This window comes from Aquimarina megaterium XH134 (assembly GCF_000520975.1).
GTDB classification, from domain to species: Bacteria; Bacteroidota; Bacteroidia; order Flavobacteriales; family Flavobacteriaceae; genus Aquimarina; species Aquimarina megaterium.
Window position 1 is genome coordinate 1 of sequence record NZ_JACB01000030.1, and the last position, 23,817, is coordinate 23,817.

The window sequence follows — 23,817 nt, forward strand, 5'->3', positions numbered from 1 at the left end:
CCCAGAAGTGTTTCCCGCAGCATCTTTAGCCTTTACCCTAAACTCATATGTGGTATTTGCAGTCAACCCGGTAACATTATAAGAAATACCACTAACACTGGTAACCTTAACATCTCCCTGATATACATCATACCCTGTTACTCCAACATTATCTGTAGAAGCTACCCATGATAAAGACAATGTGGTTTCCTCGACATTTGAAGCCGATAAGTTTGTTGGAACACTGGGAGCTTCGGTATCGGTAGTTTCTTTTGTAGTAACCGATACTGTGTTGCTAAATCCAGAAATATTTCCCGCAGCATCTTTAGCCTTTACTCTAAACTCATATATGGTATTTGCAGTCAACCCGGTAACATTATAAGAAATACCACTAACACTGGTAACCTTAACATTTCCCTGATATACATCATACCCTGTTACTCCAACATTATCTGTAGAAGCTACCCATGATAAAGACAATGTGGTTTCCTCGACATTTGAAGCCGATAAGTTTGTTGGAACACTGGGAGCTTCGGTATCGGTAGTTTCTTTTGTAGTAACCGATACTGTGTTGCTAAATCCAGAAGTATTTCCCGCAGCATCTTTAGCCTTTACTCTAAACTCATATATGGTATTTGCAGTCAACCCGGTAACATTATAAGAAATACCACTAACACTGGTAACCTTAACATTTCCCTGATATACATCATACCCTGTTACTCCAACATTATCTGTAGAAGCTACCCATGATAAAGACAATGTGGTTTCCTCGACATTTGAAGCCGATAAGTTTGTTGGAACACTGGGAGCTTCGGTATCGGTAGTTTCTTTTGTAGTAACCGATACTGTGTTGCTAAATCCAGAAGTATTTCCCGCAGCATCTTTAGCCTTTACTCTAAACTCATATGTGGTATTTGCAGTCAACCCGGTAACATTATAAGAAGTACCACTTACACTGGTAATCTTAACATCTCCCTGATATACATCATACCCTGTTACTCCAACATTATCTGTAGAAGCTACCCATGATAAAGACAATGAGGTTTCCTCGACATTTGAAGCCGATAAATTTGTTGGAACACTGGGAGCTTCGGTATCTGTAACACTTTCTTTAGGGTACTTTCCAGAAATTGAAAACAATCCTAAAGAAGAATAATCAGAATAACCTGTAGATAGGTTTCCTTCTCCTACTCCATCTATTTCGATATAATATTTCCCACTTTGTAAAGTAGTATTTATAGATGCTCTTAGGCCCTGCGGATCAGAGAATGTAACTTCTTCTCCATTACTATTTAATAACCTTGCTTTAATATTTAAATTTGGATGGTATGGATTTGGATCAAAAGAAAAACTCACCTCTCCTCCAGAAGTTTGAAAAGAGAATACATCTTTATCCGATGTTCTCTCAATGATTCCTTCGTTATCTGCTTTAGATACATTTCCATTAGTATCAGATACTAATTCTGTAGCATTATTTATAGTATTTCCATGATCATCTTTTTTATACCCGAAACCATTTCTAGAATTTGAAATAATTGCTAAATCATTTTCAGTATTATTGGCATTATTATATTCTCCTTTACTCCAATGACCTAATGTTTTATTAGCACTCCAACCCATAATTGGACTCCATTGCCCATGTCCTGAATAATATGTGGTTCCAGATCTTGTTCCATCGTGTCCTAATCCCAGAGTATGCCCTACCTCATGAGACCCTGTTTCTCCGGCTGTTCTCGTTCCTAGGTTGTACACCCAACATGGATCGTCAGAATTCCAACTAAAAGAATTTAGATACGCTACTCCTCCTGACCCGGGAGCGGCATCATTTGTAGGCGTAAATATCGCCATCATTCTTTGGTTTTTTGGAGTAGCATCAAATACATCTCTTCTGGTAGTCACGTTTATATTAAAAGGATTAAAATCATCTACCATAATCCTCCAAACCGCAAGAATTTTTTCATCACTAAATCCTGCAGGTTGAGCATTAATAGTTCTACCTCCAGCCCAACGAGTCCCAGACACTACTTCTCCATCAAAATCAAGATAGATAACATGAGATGCTCCAGGGAGACTCTCTAATTGTATTTGTGCTTTTTGTGGGATAATTACACCAGAATCATCATTAACAGCAGCTTTTTCTTGTTCGAAATCTACGCATAGTATACTATGAATATTTTGATTACTCGCTAGTACTTCTCCATGATCATTGGTAGAGATCTTAAATGCTTTTTTCTGATCATAAAAAATAATCTCTCCAGATATTTTTCCGTCGTTTTTAGTAAAACTAAAAACAGGCTCTGTTGTAGCAGTAGATTTAGCACTATTAATCAAAATATTACCGGTAACAAAATATCCGTCTGCAGTATTCTTTTTAACATTAATCTTAAGATTGTATGATTCTTTATCGGATAGTTTAATAGTAAAGTCGCTATTTCCTGACTTATTCGAAAATACTGATTCTGAGAAGCTGTTTACAGTTCCTATAACAACTTCTTTCTTATCTTGTGCAAAAGAAGAAAAAGAAAGAATCAATAAAAAGACTATTATATACGTCTTTCTAAATATGCCAGAAAACATCCTCTCATTAAAGTTTAAGTTTTTCATGATCATGAGGTTTAGGTAAGTGATTTGTGTTTGTGTTAGTTTAAATAAAAAAAATCATCGCAAAAGTAACTTGTGTAGCTTTTAAAATTTAGCTCTATTTAGAATTCATAAGGATCTAATTAGAATTCGTTAGACTATTGAAGATAATTGATAATAAAAATTTACTATTCCTTTTGTATATGGATATTCTGATGTGAAAAAAAGATTAAAAAAATACTAATCCAGTAAGGTTTACGATACTCAAGAAATAAAATACATAAGAGGTCTAAACAGGTATACAAATTTTAATATCTATTCTATTTGGCGATCACTTTACTATCATTTTGACATAAATACCCTATTTTTGAGTTCTTATTAAAAAACATACAATGCGACTATTTTTCTTTTTAGGAATTACATTACTTTGTTTTGGATGTCAAAGTGAAAAGACCACCAATATACAAGGAAAAGCTCCCGTTGCTAAGCTTGATAGTCTTTCTAAAGAAAAAATTAAATTAAACCTTCTGAAACTTTCTCCAGAAGCTGAAAGAAGTCTTGAAATTTTTGAAGATTTTCAAAATCTCAGAAGTTTTATAACTGTACTACGCAATGAGAATGCTTTCTACATAAACAAACATGTTGATAGTATAGATTTGCTAGTAAGCACATTTAAAGAAAACCTTTCTGAAGATTTAAATATAAATACTATTAACTCTCGAATTAGTGTTCTATCTACTGAAATAGGCTTACTAAAACTACTTTCTGAAAAGAAAAATAAAGATTCGGATATGGTTATGGAGGCTAATACAAGGCTAATTAAAGCTTATAATAGTTTAATCATACAATTAAATGAATTGTCGTTAGCAATTCCAGAAAATATTGAAAAAGAACTTTTAAGAGAACTTGAAGACCAAGAGAACTAATTAAACATTAAACGTATGCAAAAGTCAATTCTATTTTTACTACTATTCGTCTATAGTTTTTGTTTTGCACAACAAAATACTGAAATTAATACTGCTCTTGAGCAATGGCACAAAGCTGCAGCCGATGCCGATTTTGAAGCTTATTTTGGTCTTATGACCGAAGATGCTATTTTTATAGGAACCGACCCTACAGAAAATTGGAATAACAGCGAATTTAAAGCCTTTGCTAAACCCTATTTTGATAAAGGAAAAGCCTGGAGTTTTTCTACTCTTGAAAGAAATATTTTTGCGCAAAAGGAAAGTGATATTGCTTGGTTTGATGAGCTATTAGATACTCAAATGGGGATTTGTCGTGGTAGCGGTGTCATTCAAAAAACAGCTAATGGCTGGAAAGTAAAGCATTATGTATTATCTATTGCTATCCCTAACAAAAATGTAGCCGAAATCACTAAGCTTAAAGAAGGATTTGATACTGCCTTAATGCAAAAACTAAGAGCTCCTAAAAATTAAATCAGTGATTTTTTGAAAGCTGACAGGTTAGAAAAGCAATGTTTAGCTCCGTTTTCCAGAAGTTTTGCCCTGTTCTTATCTCCTATACCTACAAAATCAAGAGATAAATTTTGGGCCGTTTTTAAATCCCAAACACCATCTCCTATTGATACGATACGGTCAAAATTTTCTTTATCATAATACATCTTTGATCTTTCTATAGCTTCTAAAACAAAACCTTCTCTCGACTCGTGCGTTTTTGAAGTTGCTAATAGTTTTTCATCATACCAGATATCACATTGATCTAATTTGATCATTGCAGGTTTAGGTAATGCACCTGTAGCAAAACAAAAAGGAATATTACTATCTTTAAAAAACCGAATTAGTGATTTGGCACCATCAATTTCTTTTACAGGATCAAACATTCCCATTTGATTAACCAAATCGATTTCAAAATCATCTAATAGTTCTTTGGGAAAGGTTTTCTTAAAATTGCGCTCGTAATTATATCTCAATGCATAACTATCTGTATGATGTTTATACCTATCATAATCGGTATCTATATTAGAAATCCCTAGTGCCAATAACGAGTTTGTAACCGAAATCAAATACATAGGCACACTATCTGTAAGTGTCCCATCGATATCGAATATAAATAATGTATTCTTCAGATCCTTATTCTATGATGTTAAAGCGTATATTTTACAGATAGAATAAAATTTCTTCCTGCACCAACAATACCAGAAGAATAAGGGCGGTATCGTTGATCGGTAATATTTTCTATCGATAATATACCTTTTATATTTTTTGTTACTTGATATTGTGTTCTAAGGTTAAACGTATACCAGGATGGAGAATATGGGTTCCCATCTTGATCTTTGGCATACAAGAAGTCATTGTTCTGTTGAGAAGGAGCCAGGTCTTCATAACTAAACTCTCCATTATACACTGCAAAAGCATCAATTGTAAATTTAGGTAACATATAACTTACCTGAGTAGTTCCAAACTGAGGAGAAACGTGTCTTGAAGGAGCAGTAGTACCATCATCAGATTCTTCTTCTCCTCCAACAAAAGTATACTTAGATATTAGTTTAAAATTTTCAAAAAACCTATATTCTAATCCAGCTTCAAATCCGTATACTCTAGCATTTGCTGCATTTTGAATAGCTTGTACATTACTTAATTCTCCTCCAAATTGGATTTCTGTTTGCCCATTTAAATTATAGTCTCTTCGTATTAATGCATCTTCAAGATATGTATAATACGTCGACAAATCTACAGATAAGTTTTTATCAAGATTTAGCTTTACTCCTATTTCACCATTATATGCATATTCAGATTTTATGTCTGGATTAGGCACTACAACAGAACCAGGTTCTGAATCAAAAATCTTACCGACATCATCAATATTAGGTGCTCTAAAAGCTGTAGATAAATTCAATTTCCATTGTATCATATCATTAGGAAACCAACTTAATCCCGCAGTGCCCGTCAAGGCTTCGGTATCGATATTTGCTTCGGTAAATGGAAAATCAAAAAACTTGTCATCAAATTCTGAATATAGGATGATTCTATTATATCGTAATCCTCCTTGAAATCTTAGTTTTTCGCTTAACTTATGTTTTATGCTAAGGTATGCTGCTATCGATTGCCATGTAGATCCGTCAGGGTATCTAGAGGGTGCGTCTTCAATAACATTAGTAGTAGTATTACGTTCAGACCCATCAGAATATACTTGATTTAATACATACTCTAATCCATAATACAGAGTAGTCTTATCACTAAATTTTCTTTCAAAATCCCAGTTTAATGAGTAAGCATCTACCTGTTCCTGGGTTCTTTCTAAAATATCACTACCAAAATTGCGATCATTTCTACTTTCTTCAAAATATTGATATGCTGCAGTGATTTTCATTTTATCATACAGCTTGCTTTTTGATTTATGTGATACTTGTAGGTTACCCATAAACCAGAGTTGTGGTCCATAAAACCACTCGGCAGATCTTAAATTTCCATCCCTCTTTCTAATCAAGCGATCATAACGCGGATAATCAGATGTTTCTGTATAGATAAGATTGGCATTAAAATCCCATTTTTCGTTAGGCATAAAACGAATTTTCTGCAACAAATTGATCTGATCATACCCTGTAAACACTTGTTTTTCAGGATCAGCGTTTTGTATAACAATATCTTCTCCGTTTATGGTTTCTACATATTCATTTCTCAAATAATCATCGGGACCATGACTTCCCATTTTTAAATCATCAAAATCTGTGTAGCTTACACTGGTTAAAAATGCCCACTTCTCTAATCCGATATTAAAATCAACATGTCCTGTTTTTTCATTACTGGCGCTAGCATATCTGATAAGTGCATTACCACTTAGTTTATTCTTACTGTTTACAGCAAACTTAGGTTGTGCTGTATAAAAATTCATTACTCCTCCTACTGCATCACTTCCATATACAACAGAGCCTGGCCCTAATATTACTTCTGTTCTATCAACAGTAAAAGGGTCAACCGATATTACATTTTGCACATTTCCTCCTCTAAATATTGCTGTATTCATTCTCACTCCATCTACCGTGAGCAGTAATCGATTGGTAGAAAAACCTCTAATAATAGGGCTTCCTCCTCCTAACTGGCTTTTTTGAATAAAGACCTGACCACTGCTTTGTAAAAGATCTGCAGATGTTTGTGGCATAGACAATTCAATATCATTAGAAGAAATACTTACAATTTTTTGTGTAACTTCTTTTTGTTCCTGCTCCCATTTTGATACCGAAATAACGACTTCCGAAAGCTGGTTTTCATCTGGTTTTAAATATATAGAAAGTGATTTTGGTATTTTAGATTTTACCATATTTATCCCTAAATGCGAGATATGAGTAAAATACAAGATTTCGGTATCAGAAAATGCAGAAATATCAGCTACTCCATCAAAATTAGTTATCGCACTCTTAGATTTAATCTTATTGTAAATAGCTACATTAGGAATAGGTTGATTATTTACTGTACTAAATATTGTAATTTTTTGAGCATTACCAGGCAATGCAAAAAATATAGCCAATAAAAGAATTATAAATAACCGCATTATCTTAATTAAAAATTTCGTTTAAAACTGAAAGTGATTTCGGCTTCTTAAAACCGTGCAAATGTAGTTCAAAATATACTAATAGCATAGCCAGAATATCACTTCGTGTATTCTTTGATAGTTTAATATCCATACTTGCCTCAAATGTTGTGCCTAAAAATTGTTTAAATAATTTTACCTGATCTCCGCTTACACAATATATATTACTACTGATAGACTGAAAAACGCCTTCCTGCATATTAAAATAGTCTGATTCTACATTAGGGATATCTGGATAAAAGCCAAGATATTGGGTAAGCTTGGTTAAAAATGTAATATGAAAATTACCAATAGTATCATGTGTATCTAGCCACATTAAAGCGGTTTCAATATATTCGAATAGATCTGTATTCGTTTCTTCTTCTTGTATAGAATTCTTAAGTACCTCAGAAATAAAAAACACCAATGTCCCTTTTACAAAATCTGTATGTAACGATTTATAAATTGTTTTTATTTTGGCTTCTTTAATTCTCTCTAAAGAGCCTTTATCTTTATGAAAAGCTTGTATTTCTAATAAAGTAAGTGGTTGAAATAAAGATGCTTTGATTTTTCCTCGTTTAGATTTTAAAACTCCTTTTAGTAAATAAGAGCGTAACCCACTCGTTTTTGTAAACAATGAAACAATCAGGTCTGCTTCACTATATCGTAAGGAATGTATTACTATTGCTGGTGAGTTGATTATCATTATAAATCGAAAATAAATAAAAAAGCAATCTTATTCTTTGTTCTTAGGTGGATACTTAACTAGGGATTTTTCAATAATTTTTTGAAAGAAATTGGTACGTACATCTGGAGAGGCATTAGGATAAAACCTCCTCTCGGCAATCGCCTGCCATACCAATTCATCTTTTTTTACATCGACAAAATCAATAGTAAGTTCAAGAAAAGTTTCTGGCCCACCAATAGGAATAGATCCTCCTACACCGATACTAACACCACCGCTACCACTACCAACCCCCACACCAATACTATTACGTGAAGGTGTTTTATTCATAATCGCTTTAAAATTCATATGAATATCCGGAGTTTCAGATTTGGTAAACCCTTTACTTTTCATAACGGTTTCTGTTACCATCAATAATCGTTTTTGATCCAAATCATTAAGCCCAGAATTCATCTCAGGATAAAAAGCGTAGGTCTTATATATTGAAAAATCCTGTTGTTCATCATAATCATAAATCGTATGTGTAACTCCACATGAGATTAATAGCACCAAAAAAAAGAAAAGACCTGCATGCTTCATAAGAGCCAATTTAACTATAAAAATACATAACAAAATGATATCATCCTTACACTTGATTCATGGATATCATAATTTTAGGAAACCAAATGCATAATCGGGGTTGAATATTCTTTTAATCAACAACAAAGCCGTTTAGAGATTTCTCTAAACGGCTTTTATTTATAAAATAAATTTTATTTATATAACGCCTTGCGCTAGCATAGCATCAGCTACTTTTACAAAACCGGCAATATTAGCTCCTTTTACATAATCTACATATCCATTACCATCATTACCGTATTCTAGGCAAGCAGAATGGATATCTTCCATAATTTGTTTTAGCTTATTATCTACTTCTTCGCGAGTCCAGTTATAACGCAATGAGTTTTGTGTCATTTCTAATCCAGATGTTGCTACACCTCCTGCGTTAGAAGCTTTACCTGGGGCAAAGAAAATTTTAGCTTTATGAAAAGCAGTAATTGCTTCTGGTGTACTTGGCATATTAGCACCTTCACTAACACAAACACAACCATTAGCAATTAACGTTTGTGCATCATCTCCATTTAATTCATTTTGAGTAGCACACGGTAAGGCAATATCACATTTTACTCCCCATGGGGTTTGCCCTTTATGAAACTCTGCAGAAGGATATTTATCGACATACTCGTTGATACGTCCTCTTTTTATATTCTTAAGTTCCATCACAAAAGCTAGTTTTTCTGCATCAATTCCGTCTTTATCATAAATGTATCCAGAAGAATCTGATAGCGTTACTACTTTCGCTCCTAGTTGCGTTGCTTTTTCTGCAGCGTATTGCGCAACATTTCCAGAACCAGAAACTGTTACCGTTTTTCCTTCAAAAGAATCTCCTTGGGTTCCTAGCATATTTTTTGCAAAATAAACCGTTCCATATCCTGTAGCTTCAGGACGAATTAGAGATCCTCCCCATGTAAGTCCTTTTCCGGTAAGAACACCAGTAAATTCATTACGCATTTTACGATACATCCCGAATAGGAATCCTATTTCGCGACCTCCTACTCCTATATCTCCCGCAGGAACATCTGTATCAGGACCAATATGTCTAAAAAGTTCACTCATAAAACTATGGCAAAAACGCATAATTTCATCGTCAGATTTTCCTTTAGGATCAAAATCAGATCCTCCTTTACCACCTCCCATAGGAAGTGTGGTTAAACTATTTTTGAAAACTTGTTCAAAAGCCAAGAATTTCAGAATACTTATGTTTACAGAAGGGTGAAAACGTAACCCTCCTTTATATGGTCCTATTGCAGAATTCATTTGAATACGATACCCTCTATTCACATGAATTTCTCCTTTATCATCTACCCAAGGTACACGAAACATGATCGCTCTCTCTGGCTCAACCATTCTTAACAGGATGTTTTTCCCATTATAAATTTCTTTTGTAGCGATGTAAGGGATTACAGTTTCGGCAACTTCTTGTACCGCTTGTAAAAACTCAGGTTCGTGTGCGTTACGAGCCCTTACCTCTTCCATGAATGCATCTATCTTTGCTTGCATATGTTAATTGAATTAATAGATTCTTATCTATAGGTTGAAATATCACGCCAAATATATGATATTCCTAAAAAAACAAGTTTATTTTTTTAATTTAATAATTAGGCTATCCAATAGCTTGTTCGAGATCTGCAATGAGATCATTAACATCTTCTATTCCGACACTTAATCTAATTAAAGAATCGACTACTCCTGTTTTCTCTCGTTCTTCTTTTGGTATTGAAGCATGTGTCATACTTGCAGGATGTCCTGCAAGGCTTTCTACTCCTCCAAGAGATTCTGCTAAAGTGAAAAATTTTAGATTCTCTACGATCTTAATTGCACTATCATAATCACTTCCTTTAGTAACAAAAGAAATCATACCTCCAAAACCATCCATCTGTGTTTTGGCAACTTCATGATTAGGGTGATCTTCAAAACCTGGCCAGTATACTTTTTCTATTTTAGGATGGTTCTTCAAATATTTTGCAATGGCTTCACCATTTTCACAATGTCGTTGCATACGTATATGTAAGGTCTTGATTCCTCTTAACACCAAAAAACTATCTTGTGGCCCACAAACAGCACCGCTTGCGTTCTGAATAAAGTAAAGTCGCTCTGCCAGTTTTTCGTCTTTTACGATTAATGCTCCCATAACCACATCACTATGCCCTCCTAAATATTTGGTAGCACTATGCATTACAATATCGGCTCCAAGATCCAAAGGCCTTTGCAAATATGGAGTAGCAAAAGTGTTATCTACAGCCAATAAAAGATTATGTTTTTTTGATATTGCAGCTATGGCTTTAATATCAATAATATTCATCATAGGGTTGGTAGGTGTTTCAACCCATATTAATTTGGTATTTTCATTTACATAATCTTCTACTTTATCTGCATTTTCCATCCCTATAAAGTGAAACTTGATTCCAAAATCTTCAAAGATTTTAGTAAACAAACGATAGGTTCCTCCGTATAAATCATTAGTAGAAATAACCTCATCACCAGGTTTCAATAATTTGATTACTGCATCTATGGCAGCAAGCCCCGATCCAAAAGCAAGTCCAAATTTTCCATTTTCGATACTGGCAAAAGAATCTTCTAATGCTTTTCTTGTTGGATTATGCGTTCTGCTATATTCAAAACCTTTATGTCCTCCCGGAGTGGTTTGAGCGTATGTAGATGTCTGATATATCGGAGGCATAACGGCACCATAAGCCGGATCGTGTTTCTGTCCTCCGTGAATTGTTTTAGTGTTAAATTTCATCTATTTATTAGTTTTTAACAAGAATAAATTAACTTGGTCGTTTTATGTTGAAAAACGGGACAAATGTATGATTTAATTCGTTCTAATCATATTTCGTCGAATACCTTTAGTAGATGATTAACACAAAAACTAACACGAAGTCAAAATTCATTCTTTTGCTCATAATTTTTTTAGGATTATATAGCTGTGACAATACAGAATCTTTCACTTTTGAAAAACAAAATTTTACTGTAGATACTCTTATCGATTGCAAAAATGTCGATTGTGTTTCTTTAGAGATCAATTTACTAAAAATCGTTGATGACAATCCCATTGCCGTCACCATTAATAAAGAAATAGAAAATGCTGCTTGTTCTATTTTGAATATTGGTGAAAACACATCAGAACCAACTCTGAAAGAAGCGATCTCTCAATTTAATAGTTCGTATCAAAATATTAGTGAAGAATTCCCTGAAGAAATTATCCCTTATGAAGCTACTATTGATTGTGAGCTTAGTTTTCGATGTCAAAATTTACTCTCTGTCCTAATGGATTCTTATATATTTACGGGTGGTGCTCATGGAAATAGTACAGTTTCTTATCTAAACATTGACACAAAAACAGGAAAGCAATTTTCGAATAGAGCATTATTTAAGAATTATGATGAGTTTGAAGATTATGCAGAAAAAATCTTTAGAACACAATATAAAATCCCAGAAGATGAATCGATTAATAGCACAGGGTTCTTTTTTGAAAATGATACTTACAGCTTACCTTCGACTATAGGGTTTACAGATAAAGAGGTGGTACTCTATTACAATCAATATGAAATCAACTCCTATGCAGAGGGGCCTATAGAATTAAAATTGAATAAGGAAGAGGTTGCTTCGTTTTTTTCAGTTAAGATTTTTTGATAAAACAATTTATCTTAGGAAAGATAAATTCTATATCCAAACTTACTTAAATCGCTTTTCTAAGTGCCAAAATATATCCTAAATGAATCCCTTCATGATAGTTATTAAAATTCATTGCATCTTCAACAGATTTTAATACAAATCCAGTACTAGTCTCATAGTCATTATAACTTTTAAAAATATCATTACTTAGATCCTTTTCTGTTTTATCTAATGTTGTAAATAAAAGCTTCTTTATTTCTGACACTTCTTCTGCGGTAGCTGGCCGTTCTGTCTTTGTTCCTTTTCGATACAGATCTACCATTTCGTTGTCAATCATCATTGGTAATCCACTCAATTTATACACTAATAGTTGTTGGGTTACCACCACGTGTGCAATGTTCCAGATCAAGTTGTTTTTAAATCCTTCGGGCACTTCATTTAATTGGTCTAAAGAATAACTATCTAACATTTTTTCTAACATTTTTCGATTGACACGAGTAATTGTTATTGGATCTTGCATGGTGTTTATCTGTTTATTTTATTGTTTTTCAAAAAGTCATACTTTCACTGTGTTCAGCACAAGTATAGAATTTGCCAATGATCATATCATTTAATAACAACATGATCGTTGTGATTCATTTCATAATTTTTAGCCAAAAATATAAGTTTTAATTGTGAAATGAATTTCCTTTGTGATGATTTTGACACTTAAAATAATCAACTGTGAAAAAAATATATCATTTGTCTACTTGCGATACTTGCAGACGCATTTTAAATGAGTTAAATCCATCTTCAGATTTCATTTTACAAGACATTAAAAACGAGACCATTACCACAGATCAAATTGAAGAAATGTATGAATTGTCTGGAAGCTATGAAGCTTTATTTAGTAAAAGAGCACGGTTATACAAAGAGCGGGATCTTAAAAATCAGAATTTATCTGAAGAGGATTATAAAAAATTAATTTTAGAACATTATACCTTTTTAAAACGACCGGTAATCATTGTTGATGATAAAATCTTTGTCGGAAACAGCAAAAAAGTGGTCGAACAGGCCAGTATTGCCATTAATGGATAAAAGAACTGCTGCATTATTGGCTGCATTTGGTGCCAGTTTGATATATGGCATAAACCATACTGTGGCCAAAGGTGTTATGCCTACCTATATCAAACCATTTGGCTTTATTTTATTACGTGTAGTTGGTGCTGCACTATTATTTTGGCTTGCATCTATATGGGCGCCAAAACAAAAAATTGAACGCAATGATTGGCCAAGGGTAGTTGCTTGTACTGTATTTGGAATGGCAATCAACATGCTTATGTTTTTTAAAGGATTGCAATTATCAACACCTATCAACAGTTCTGTAATGATCACCATTTCTCCTATTTTGGTGTTTATTTTATCTGCTTTTTTTATAAAAGAAAAAATTACTATTTTAAGAACTATTGGTATTTTTCTAGGTTTTTCGGGAGCGCTGGGTCTTATCCTTTTTGGTTCCGAAATACGTCAGGATGCCCCAAACATCCCATTAGGAAATGCTTTATTTATTATCAATGCGGCTTCATATGCTATCTATTTGGTATTGGTAAAACCCTTGACAGCCAAGTATCATTCTATTACTTTAATGAAATGGTTTTTCTTACTAGGCGTTATTATTAATTTTCCGATTACCATTTCAGAATTTAGTGAAGTAACATGGAGTTCATTACCTTATGAAGTAATCTGGAAAATGATTTTCGTCGTCGTAGCAACTACATTTCTTACCTATTTGTTAAATATATTTGCCCTAAGACATTTAAGAGCTTCTACAATTGCGGCATTCATTTATTTACAACCCCTATTAGCGATTAGTTTTGCCATGCTAATGGGTGCAGATACGCTAAATACAGTTAAAATAATATCTGCACTATTGGTTTTTCTGGGCGTATATCTGGTTACCAAACCTCCTAAAAAGGTAATCTCTTAAACCTATTCTAAATCTACTGGAGTTTTAGCAAATTTTCTCTGTTCCTTTATTCGATTTAAAATAACCTTAAAAAGATTGTCTATACATTCTTCTTTTTTGTCTTTTATTAACACATTACACAAGACTAATAACCATCTTAAAACCAAAAAAATGAAAAGGTTAAAATCTCAGTTCAGGATATCTATCCTGTTTCTATTATTTACTGGTACTATCACTTTTGGACAAACCAAGACACAGCAAAAACTAATCACAAAACAGTATCGACAGCAAAAACTAATCGAATTAGAAAATCAATTTGAAAAGAAAGCACTTTCAGAAAAAGAGTTGGCCAAACAAAAAGCCAAAGAAAAAGGTTGGGAAACAGAACTCAACCTACCAGAAGGTAAATATATAGAGTTACAGAAAATTGCATCTAATGGTAACCCTATTTACTACACCACTTATAATATTAGTGCTGCAAGATCAACCCGAGCTGATCATTTAAATACTGGCGGGTCTTTAGGTTTAAATCTTAATGGTAAAAATATGACAGCACATGTATGGGATGCAAAAGTAGCCAGAAAAGCACATCAGGAATATGATGGCCCTGGTGGAGAAAATCGATTTTCTGTTGGCGACAATACGAAAGAGCTGCATTATCATTCTGCTCATGTTACTGGAACAATCATGGCTTCTGGATTTAAACCAAATGCAAAAGGAATGGCACCTCAAGCCAAAGCTATTGGATATGATTGGAATAAAGATAAAGCAGAAGCCATAAAGGCGGCATCAAAAGGAATGTTGATATCCAATCACTCTTATGGATATCGAATTAGAGGATCCCTGGGACAAGTTTTAGTACCTACCTATTTTTTTGGAGGATATATAGAAAACTCTAAAGATTGGGATCAAATCATGTACAATGCACCGTATTACCTTATGGTAGTTGCTGCAGGTAATGATGGAAGGGATGATACTGCTAATAGTAAACCCTTACAAGGAAAAAGAAAATACGATAAACTTACCGGACATGCTACTGCCAAAAATAATATTGTGGTCGCCAATGCTGATGATGCTAGAATAGATTCTTACGGAAATTTTGTTTCTACTCTTATCCATGTTTCTAGTAGTGAAGGGCCAACAGATGACTTACGTATAAAACCGGATATTACAGGTAACGGAACCAGTGTCTATTCGACATCATCGAGTAAAAATTCTGCCTATAGTCACCTAACAGGTACTTCTATGGCCTCTCCAAATGTTGCTGGGTCATTATTATTATTGCAAGAACATTATAATAATGTTAATGGCACATTTATGAAAGCCGCTACCCTAAAAGGATTAGCATTACATACAGCAGACGACATCAGACCTCCAGGACCAGATGCAATACATGGGTGGGGGCTATTAAATGCAAAATCTGCTGCCGAAACCATAACTTATAATGGTAATAAGACATTAATCCATGAGTTATCGTTAAATGATGGAGAATCATATACAATTACTGTAGAAGCAGACGGATCTGTTCCTTTAATGGCTTCAATCTCATGGACCGATCCAGCTGGTAAACCAAGTAAAATTATAAATGACCCTACTCCTGCATTAGTAAATGATCTGGATATTAGAATTACCAAAGAAGAAAAAACATTTAGGCCATTCAAGCTTATATCGGTTAAGAAAAGTGGAAGAGGTGATAATACTGTTGATCCTTTCGAGAAAATCAAAATCAACAACCCACTAGATACATATACTATAACAGTAACTCATAAGGGAAATTTAACCAATGGTGCTCAAAACTTTTCACTTATAGTTACCGGAATTACACCTGATAATCTGGAATGTACCGCAGAAACACCTACAGGTATAACTTTTTCTGAAATTGAAGATTCTCAAGCAAAAGTTTCATGGAATACTGTTGGGGGTGCAACTTATGAAATACGATATAAAGCTGTAGGAAATTCTAACTGGATACAAACCAGCACATCAGATATTTCAACAATATTATCAGATTTATCTCCAAACACAAAATATAAAGTACAGATAAAAAGTATTTGTAGTGATGGTACAACTTCGGATTTTAGTACTCAAAAAATCTTTACAACAGCACTTGTATACACAGGTTGTTCTGATGGTATAGCCTCTTATCCATATATAGAGAATTTTGAAAATACTTTAGGGTTATGGACACAAGATGGAGATGATGACTTTGATTGGTCTATAAATACAGGAGGAACCCCTTCTAACAACACAGGACCAAGAGGACCTGGTCAAGGTAAATATTATCTATACATGGAAGCTTCTGATCCTAATTATGCTCAAAAAAGAGCCATTCTTAATTCTCCTTGTATAGATTTATCTCAAAAAACTGAAGCTCAGTTTAGCTTTAAATATCATATGTGGGGAGCACAAGCCATGGGAACCCTTCACTTCGAAATAAGCTTAGATGACGGAACCACCTGGACTAGCCTTTGGAACAAATCGGGGAATCAAGGAGGCCGCTGGAAATTGGCAACGGTTGATTTATCTGACTATATAGGAAAAAGTATTAGATTACGATTTAATGGTATTACCGGGAATAATTGGTTAAGTGATATTGCAATAGATGCCATAAAATTAACTACAGATACAAAACTGGGGGCATCTTTTGCAACATTAACGCTTACATTTGACGATCACCCGGAAGAAACGAGTTGGGCAATTCAAAAAAATACTACTAATGAAATTGTTGCTTCTGGAGGACCTTACGAATCCTGGGTTGCTGGGTCAACAGCAAACATTGATCTATGGTTATCGGCCGGTTGTTACACCATTATTTTATATGATGAAGGTAGAAATGGTATGTGTTGCTCAGAAGGTAACGGCTCATATACGCTTCAAAATGATGTTGGAGGGGCTATTCTTGCATCTGGTGGATCCTTTGGAATTAGAGATACTAAAAGTTTCTGTGTAGGAGCTCCAGAATATTGGTGGACCTCAGAAGAAACAATTGTTAATGAAGAGATAACAGATACTAAAATTTACCCTAACCCTGCCAAAAATACACTTTCGATAAGTACATATAATGAATATTCTTCTTATCGCATATTTACAATTTTAGGTCAAGAAGTAGACAAAGGAACATTGAAAAACAGAGATATTGATGTAAATCATTTAAGCCCTGGTATGTATGTTCTTAGACTAACTACTACTAACAAACAACAAATAACAAAGCAGTTTATTAAAGAATAGAAAAAAGAACTCAGAAAAACAGACCCGAAGACATAAAATCTTCGGGTCTGCTTCTTTTTAAAACTTGATTTTTGTTTAGATATGATTTTCAGGGATATTATACAAAAAAGTAATTTCTTAAGCTTGTTCTAAATCTATCGGAGTTTTAGCAAATTTTCTTGTATCCTCTTTGGTAAGTACCTTAAAATCTTCTGGTCGTTCTACCGTATCTAATAGTTGGTGTATTTCTTTTGGAAGTGCAATTAACTTTCGAGTATTTAAATCCATCCATGCACCCATCATTTCGCATTGTGCAAAATTTCGCCCTTTATAGTCATAGTATTTATGTCTAAACTCAAAAAATTTTCCATCTTCACTTAATCCCGAAATTTCTAAAGAAACTTTTACCGGTCTACCATAAAATACTTCTTTAAAGTAATAAATATGCTCGTAAAATACGACAGGACCAATATTAAACTTACCTAAAAGACGTTGATCAAAACCCTTCTCTGTTAAAAAAGACATTCGGGTATGTGCTGCAAATTCTATATATGCTTTATTCGCCAAATGACGATTTGCATCAATATCATTCCATCTAATTTCAAAATCTTTTAAATACATATCACTCTTTTTGAGTGGCAAAAATACAAAATAACTTATTATGCACGCATAACAGAGTGTTATTAAATATGTATATTTGATAACACACATAAAACAAAAAATATCCGGACCGTATACTATTTTCAGGATTTTAATGAAACAGATTTTGAAAACCTATATCGTCTTTTTACTTTAAAAAAAACTCATCATGTATATTAAACGAAACATTGGTTGGGGGCTTATCCTTCGCTATGCATGGAAAAACATCATTTTCTTCACTATATACACTACAGTTATTTTTTCATTGTATCATTTTTTAGATTGGAAATTTATTGATATCCCTTTTCAACCTCTCACTGTAATTGGTATAGCGGTAGCATTCTATATCGGTTTTAAAAACAGCCAAAGTTATGATCGGTTTTGGGAGGCTCGTAAAATTTGGGGTGGAATCGTAAACTATTCCCGAACCTGGGCCAATCAGATATTATGCCTAGTACATGATGATCAAAAAACTAAGGAAATTTTGATTTATAGACATATAGCTTGGATTAATGCTTTAAGAATTCAACTCAGACAACCAACTTCTTTTAGTTTAAAAGAGAACATAGCCGTTGAAAGCCTTTTTAAAAAACACGGAGAACAAAAGCCTGCATGTGACGCTTCAAAAATTTTTGTATCTGATCAGGAATATCAGGATTTACTAAAAAGGAAGAATCCTTCTACTCATTTAGTTAAAAATCAAGGACTTCATATTAAACAACTTCTGGATCAAGGTAAAATTACAGAGTTTGACAAGCAGCTTTTACATAATATTCTAGAAGAACTATACAATCTTCAAGGTAAATGTGAACGTATAAAAAATACTCCCTTCCCGAGACAATATGCTTATTTTAGTACGTTGTTTACCTGGATATTTATTCTATTACTACCTTTTGGGTTACTTAATGTTTTTGAAAACAAACTAAATGAAATGACAAATGGTATAGAGCAATGGTTTATCTTTTTAATGATACCACTTTCTATTTTAATAAGTTGGGTTTTCTTTACTATGGAAAAAATTGGAAGCAATAGTGAAGATCCTTTTGAAGGAAGAATTAATGATGTGCCAATGACTGCATTATGCAAAACTATTGAAATTGACTTGCGTGATATGCTTGATGAAAAAAATCTTCCAGAAAAAGAACAACCAAAGGATAACATATTATACTAATGCCATTACTTGAATCTAAGTATACCCCTCCTTTTTTCTTCAGAAATGATTATATCTCTACTATATATCCTAATCTGTTACGCAAAGTAAAAGGAGTATCACAAAAAAGAGAACGTGTAGAGCTTGATGATGGGGATTTTATCGATCTTGACTGGAGTTACAGCACAATACCAAACTCAAAAAAACTAACAGTCATTATTCATGGATTAGAGGGTAATGGACAACGCCAATATATACTGGGGTTAGCAAGACACCTAAATCATAATGGCTGGGATTCTGTAGCAATAAATCTTAGAAATTGTAGTGGAGAAGTAAATCGTCTTTATAGATCCTATAATGCCGGATCCAGTGAAGATTTGGATCGTATTATTAAGCATATTCTTATGTCACATACTTATACCAATATATCGATATGCGGATTTAGTTTAGGAGGTAATATTATGCTAAAATACCTGGGAGAAGGTCGCTCTTTAGCTTCAGAGATAAAAACCGCGGCAGCTATTTCGGTTCCTTGTGACCTTTATGATTCGCTATCAGAAATAAATAAACCAAAAAATTATATCTATCAACAACGGTTTATCAATCACCTCAAAGCCAAACTATATGATCGACAAGTACAATTTTCTGATATCCTAAGTATATCCGATATTAAAGCCTGTACATCTCTTATGGATATTGATGAATTATATACCAGTAGAGCTCATGGGTATGAAAATGCAATGGATTATTATTCTAAATGTAGTTCTAAACAATTTCTGAAAAATATACAAACACCTACATTAATCCTCAATGCCAAAAATGATTCTTTCCTGGGAGATCTTTGCTATCCTTTTGATGAAGCTGAAGAAAACCCTAATTTATTTCTTGAAACCCCAGAATATGGTGGTCATGTAGGTTTTTATCTTCCTAATAAAGTGTATTATAATGAATTGCGAACATTGAATTTTTTTGATCAACTAAATTAACATTGAATAAAAGAAAGGTTTTTCTTGCAACATTGTTGCATTATAATAACCTTAATGTTTTATACAGTAATTTTATTTCTCTTCATCGAAAAACTTTTTTTTATCAAAAAGATTTGATGAGCTTTGATCATGATTCTTCGATTTTTGAAGGAAATTTAACTAACTTAAACTCAACAAAAAATGATACCAAATCAAAAACCTACCTCCTCCCAGTATTAGCAAATAAGATTTAAAAATTTATAATCTTAGTATACTACTAGTTTTTCTCTACTTCAAAGAATACCGAAAGACTAATTAACCTTATAAAAAACTTTCTATTATTCTATAATAATATTTATAGAGTGGTAATGATTAATTACCCTTATGGATCTATGAACTTCTAGTTCATTAAGTTTAATAAACCAATTTTTTTTAACATAAACTCAAACACAAAAAATGAAAAAACCATTTATCATTTTAGCCGCACTCATTTGCTATATTGGGCATTCCCAATATAATTCAAGCGCCCCCTGGATGGAGGATTTAAATCAAAGCAAGAATTCTTCAGGGGTCAACACTCCTGTAAAATTTCAAAAGATTACCAACGCATTTAACACTTATTGGACAGACAAAAATCATAAGAAAAAAGGTAGTGGATATAAGCCTTTTAAGAGATGGCAGGAATATTGGAAGAATTCTTTATTACCAGATGGTACCATACCGACTCCCGAGCACTTATGGAGAGCCTGGGAAGAAAAGAACAGTATGACTTCTTCTGCAAATGCAGCCGCAAACTGGGTCCCTATGGGACCATTTAATCATGAAGTTACGGGTTCATGGTCTCCAGGACAAGGACGTGTAAATGTTGCTATTATAGATCCTAATAATCCTAATATATTTTATATTGGAGCTCCGGCAGGAGGAATATGGAAATCTACAGACAAAGGTGCAAATTGGACCTCTTTATCAGATAACCTTCCTCAAATTGGTGTTTCTGGTATAGCTATCGATCCTAATAATTCGAATATTATTTATATTTCCACCGGAGATGATGATGCCAATGATTCATATAGCATTGGAGTTCTTAAATCTACTGATGGAGGAAATACCTGGGCAAAAACAGGCTTAGAGTTTTCAAATTCACAAACTACAAGTAATGATATTTATATCGATCCCAATAACTCGAATACATTATGGGTAGCAACTAGTCAGGGAGTTTACAAAACTACCAACGCAGGAGTTGCATGGACTAAAACATTGAATGAAGACGTAAAGGATATTAAACTCAAACCAGGCGATTCTAATGTAATTTATGCAGCTACAAAAGATTCTTTTTATAAATCAACAAATGGAGGAACCAGCTTTACAAAAATACAAAGTGGACTACCATCAAGTTCGGGAAGATTTGTCATCGAAGTTACTCCTGCCAATCCTAACTACGTGTATGTTTTAAGTGCCAAAACCAAAAATGCTAATTATGCTTTTCAAGGTTTATACCGCTCAACCGATAGTGGAAATAGCTTTACAAAAACCCAAGAAACTACTAATATCCTAGAATCAAGTCAAGCTTGGTATGATTTAGCACTAGCCGTTTCGGATACAAATGCCAATACTGTTTTTGTAGGATGCTTTAATATATGGAAATCTACAGATGGAGGAAATAACTTCTCGGTAATCAATGATTGGGCAAACCCTCAACAAGCCACATACACCCATGCAGACATTCACTTTTTACGTTATTATGACGGAAAGTTAATGTGTGGTAGTGATGGGGGAGTATACTTATCAGAAAATAATGGTGGGAGCTTTACAGATTTAACCAAAGGATTACAGATAGGTCAGTTTTACAGAATATCAGTAGCAGCAAATAGTAGCTCTAATAATATTGTAGGAGGACTTCAGGATAATGGAGGATATGCACGTAACGGAAACACTTGGAACAATTATTTTGGTGCCGATGGGATGGATTGTGCAGTAAGTGGTACAGATCCCAATACATATTATGGATTTATACAAGGTGGAGGATCTCTTTATAAAACTACCGATAGAGGAACAACACAAACTCATGTAACTCGTGGGCCTGAAAGAGGAAATTGGGTTACTCCTCTGGTTTCTGATAAAGATGGAAATGTTTATGCAGGATATTCTAGCTTTTATAAACTAAATAATAATTCTTTTCAAAAACTTACTACCTTCAATTTTGGTGGTAATCTGGATCATATCGAAGTAGACCCGTCTAATGCAAACAATATTTATGTTTCTCGTGAAAATAATTTATATAAAAGTATTGACAAAGGAGTAAACTGGACAAAAATACATACTTCTACTACAAATATTACTTCTATAGAAGTACATAATGATAATACTAATATCATTTATATATCTACCAATGGTTATTCTTCATCAGGGCTTTCTAACGGAGTTTTTAAATCTACTGATCAGGGATCAAATTTTTCTAACATATCAGGTAATTTGCCAAGTGAGGCTAAAAACGTTGTCCGACACCAAAAAGGTACCGAAACTATTTATGTAGGTACTTATTTAGGAGTGTATTATAAGCAAGGAAATAACAATTGGGAAAATTATTCTCAAAATTTACCCAATGTTTCTGTACGAGATTTGGAAGTTAATTATACAGATCAAGTATTATTAGCAGGTACTTATGGAAGAGGTGTTTGGAAAGTCCCTCTTGTAGGATCATCAACTGCAGATACTCAAGCCCCTTCTACTCCTTCAAATTTAACAGCATCCAATGTAACACAAAACACAATTGATCTTTCTTGGGTTGCTTCTACGGATAATGTTGGAGTTACCGGGTATGATGTATATCAAGGCAATACTATTATTGGTACAGTAGCTACGACTACATATCAGGCTACAGGGTTAACAGCAAATACAGCATATTCTTTCAAAATAAAAGCTAAAGATGCTGCTGAAAACCAATCTGATTTTAGTAATACTGTAACAGCCACAACTACCGATGGCAGTAATCCTACAAACTACTGTGACTCTAATGGTCAAAGTGTAAATGATGAATACATCAGTAATGTAAAATTAGGAACCATCGATAAAACATCGACAGGAGCAAGTGGTGGATACAGCGATTTTACTGCTGAATCTACTAACCTGTCTAAAGGTAATACCAACACCATTACCATTACTCCTACATGGACCGGAACTAAATACAATGAAGGATACTCTGTATGGATTGATTATAATCAAGATGGAGATTTTGCCGATACAGGAGAACAAGTATGGACGAATGCTGCTTCACAAACAACTCCGGTAAGTGGTAACTTTACTGTACCTGCAACAGCGAAAGATGGAAACACTAGAATGAGAGTATCTATGAAATACAATGGAATACCAACTCCTTGTGAATCTTTCTCTTATGGTGAAGTAGAAGATTACACCGTGGCTATAGGTGGTGGATCAACCAGTGGCGATACTCAAGCTCCTTCTGCTCCAGCAGGATTAGCAGCTTCTAATGTTGCCCAAACAACTCTTACCCTATCATGGAATGCTGCTACTGATAATGTAGGAGTGACTGGATATGATGTATATCAAGGATCAACTAATCTTGGATCGGTAACCGCAACAACAAGAAATATTACCGGATTAACCGCTAACACTGCATACCAGTTTACGGTAAAAGCTAAAGATGCTGCCGGCAATGTTTCTGGTTCTAGTAATACAGTTAATGTGACTACAACAGGAGGAAATTCTGATCCTTGTGCAGGTGTGGCTCCATATAATAGTTCGGTAAATTATCAGGTTGGTGATCGTGTAACTTATCAAGGATATCTTTATGAACGTACTAATTCTGGATGGAATAATCTTGGGGCATGTGGTGCATTTGCCACGGCACTCTCTATAAACCCTACCGCTCCACCTTTTAATACGCAATTAAATAATATCAACA

At 33.9% G+C, this 23,817-nt stretch carries 18 protein-coding genes; 9 read left to right on the forward strand and 9 right to left on the reverse strand.

Translation table 11 applies throughout. The features are described from left to right. The coding region (locus tag Z053_RS30225) for a fibronectin type III domain-containing protein (RefSeq protein WP_174412101.1) at positions 1 to 2,583 on the reverse strand (2,583 nt) is incomplete at its 3' end. 368 nt (positions 2,584 to 2,951) lie between these two features. On the opposite strand from Z053_RS30225, the gene Z053_RS0115360 reads away from it, so the two are divergent. Together Z053_RS0115360 and Z053_RS0115365 are read left to right on the forward strand one after the other, a co-directional pair. Next, a complete protein-coding gene (locus Z053_RS0115360) occupies positions 2,952 to 3,485 on the forward strand; it encodes a hypothetical protein (protein WP_025665892.1) in 534 nt (177 codons plus the stop codon). Positions 3,486 to 3,500: 15 nt separating this feature from the next. Beyond that, complete coding sequence (locus Z053_RS0115365; protein ID WP_025665893.1) at positions 3,501 to 3,995, forward strand: nuclear transport factor 2 family protein; 495 nt, start codon at positions 3,501 to 3,503, stop codon at positions 3,993 to 3,995. Here Z053_RS0115365 and Z053_RS0115370 read toward each other — a convergent pair. From Z053_RS0115370 to Z053_RS0115395, 6 genes are all read right to left on the reverse strand, one after another. Next, positions 3,992 to 4,645 carry an HAD family hydrolase gene (locus Z053_RS0115370; protein ID WP_316930188.1) on the reverse strand — a complete coding sequence of 218 codons (654 nt, stop codon included), beginning with the start codon at positions 4,643 to 4,645 and terminating at the stop codon, positions 3,992 to 3,994. The two genes, Z053_RS0115365 and Z053_RS0115370, sit on opposite strands and share 4 nt — an antisense overlap. 17 nt (positions 4,646 to 4,662) lie before the next feature. Beyond that, positions 4,663 to 7,044 (reverse strand): TonB-dependent receptor, encoded by a 2,382-nt coding sequence (locus Z053_RS0115375; RefSeq protein WP_316930187.1) that lies wholly within the window; start codon positions 7,042 to 7,044, stop codon positions 4,663 to 4,665. A gap of 28 nt (positions 7,045 to 7,072) precedes the next feature. Continuing rightward, positions 7,073 to 7,792, reverse strand: a complete 720-nt coding sequence (gene recO, locus Z053_RS0115380; protein ID WP_025665896.1) for a DNA repair protein RecO — start codon at positions 7,790 to 7,792, stop codon at positions 7,073 to 7,075. A gap of 30 nt (positions 7,793 to 7,822) precedes the next feature. Continuing rightward, complete coding sequence (locus tag Z053_RS0115385; protein ID WP_025665897.1) at positions 7,823 to 8,350, reverse strand: DUF4136 domain-containing protein; 528 nt, start codon at positions 8,348 to 8,350, stop codon at positions 7,823 to 7,825. Positions 8,351 to 8,527: 177 nt separating this feature from the next. After that, positions 8,528 to 9,871: an NADP-specific glutamate dehydrogenase gene (gdhA, locus tag Z053_RS0115390; RefSeq protein ID WP_025665898.1), complete on the reverse strand. Its 1,344-nt coding sequence runs from the start codon at positions 9,869 to 9,871 to the stop codon at positions 8,528 to 8,530. Positions 9,872 to 9,974: 103 nt separating this feature from the next. Continuing rightward, positions 9,975 to 11,114, reverse strand: coding sequence for a cystathionine gamma-synthase (locus Z053_RS0115395; protein WP_025665899.1), 1,140 nt, complete (start codon positions 11,112 to 11,114; stop codon positions 9,975 to 9,977). Positions 11,115 to 11,269: 155 nt separating this feature from the next. On the opposite strand from Z053_RS0115395, the gene Z053_RS0115400 reads away from it, so the two are divergent. Then, entirely contained in the window at positions 11,270 to 12,007 is a 738-nt protein-coding gene (locus tag Z053_RS0115400; protein WP_051476072.1) for a DUF3298 and DUF4163 domain-containing protein, read from the forward strand. A 46-nt stretch (positions 12,008 to 12,053) separates the two neighbouring features. Here Z053_RS0115400 and Z053_RS0115405 read toward each other — a convergent pair whose 3' ends face one another. Then, positions 12,054 to 12,509, reverse strand: coding sequence for a DinB family protein (locus tag Z053_RS0115405; RefSeq protein WP_025665901.1), 456 nt, complete (start codon positions 12,507 to 12,509; stop codon positions 12,054 to 12,056). A 203-nt stretch (positions 12,510 to 12,712) separates the two neighbouring features. Between Z053_RS0115405 and Z053_RS0115410 the strand changes: the two genes are divergently transcribed. The 3 genes from Z053_RS0115410 to Z053_RS30230 all read left to right on the forward strand — a co-directional run bounded on the left by Z053_RS0115410 (position 12,713) and on the right by Z053_RS30230 (position 17,162). Beyond that, positions 12,713 to 13,066, forward strand: coding sequence for an arsenate reductase family protein (locus tag Z053_RS0115410; protein ID WP_025665902.1), 354 nt, complete (start codon positions 12,713 to 12,715; stop codon positions 13,064 to 13,066). Beyond that, positions 13,059 to 13,955, forward strand: coding sequence for a DMT family transporter (locus tag Z053_RS0115415; RefSeq protein ID WP_025665903.1), 897 nt, complete (start codon positions 13,059 to 13,061; stop codon positions 13,953 to 13,955). Before Z053_RS0115410 ends, Z053_RS0115415 begins: the two co-directional genes overlap by 8 nt. A 150-nt stretch (positions 13,956 to 14,105) precedes the next feature. Then, positions 14,106 to 17,162 (forward strand): S8 family serine peptidase, encoded by a 3,057-nt coding sequence (locus tag Z053_RS30230; protein ID WP_025665904.1) that lies wholly within the window; start codon positions 14,106 to 14,108, stop codon positions 17,160 to 17,162. Positions 17,163 to 17,279: 117 nt separating this feature from the next. Here Z053_RS30230 and Z053_RS0115430 read toward each other — a convergent pair whose 3' ends face one another. After that, entirely contained in the window at positions 17,280 to 17,762 is a 483-nt protein-coding gene (locus Z053_RS0115430; protein ID WP_025665905.1) for an acyl-CoA thioesterase, read from the reverse strand. A gap of 187 nt (positions 17,763 to 17,949) precedes the next feature. Between Z053_RS0115430 and Z053_RS0115435 the strand changes: the two genes are divergently transcribed. From Z053_RS0115435 to Z053_RS31950, 3 genes are all read left to right on the forward strand, one after another. Continuing rightward, complete coding sequence (locus Z053_RS0115435; protein WP_025665906.1) at positions 17,950 to 18,951, forward strand: bestrophin family protein; 1,002 nt, start codon at positions 17,950 to 17,952, stop codon at positions 18,949 to 18,951. Continuing rightward, entirely contained in the window at positions 18,951 to 19,916 is a 966-nt protein-coding gene (locus Z053_RS0115440) for a YheT family hydrolase (RefSeq protein WP_025665907.1), read from the forward strand. Before Z053_RS0115435 ends, Z053_RS0115440 begins: the two co-directional genes overlap by 1 nt. A gap of 435 nt (positions 19,917 to 20,351) precedes the next feature. Then, positions 20,352 to 23,817: GEVED domain-containing protein (locus Z053_RS31950; RefSeq protein WP_025665909.1), on the forward strand; the 3,466-nt coding region annotated here is incomplete at its 3' end.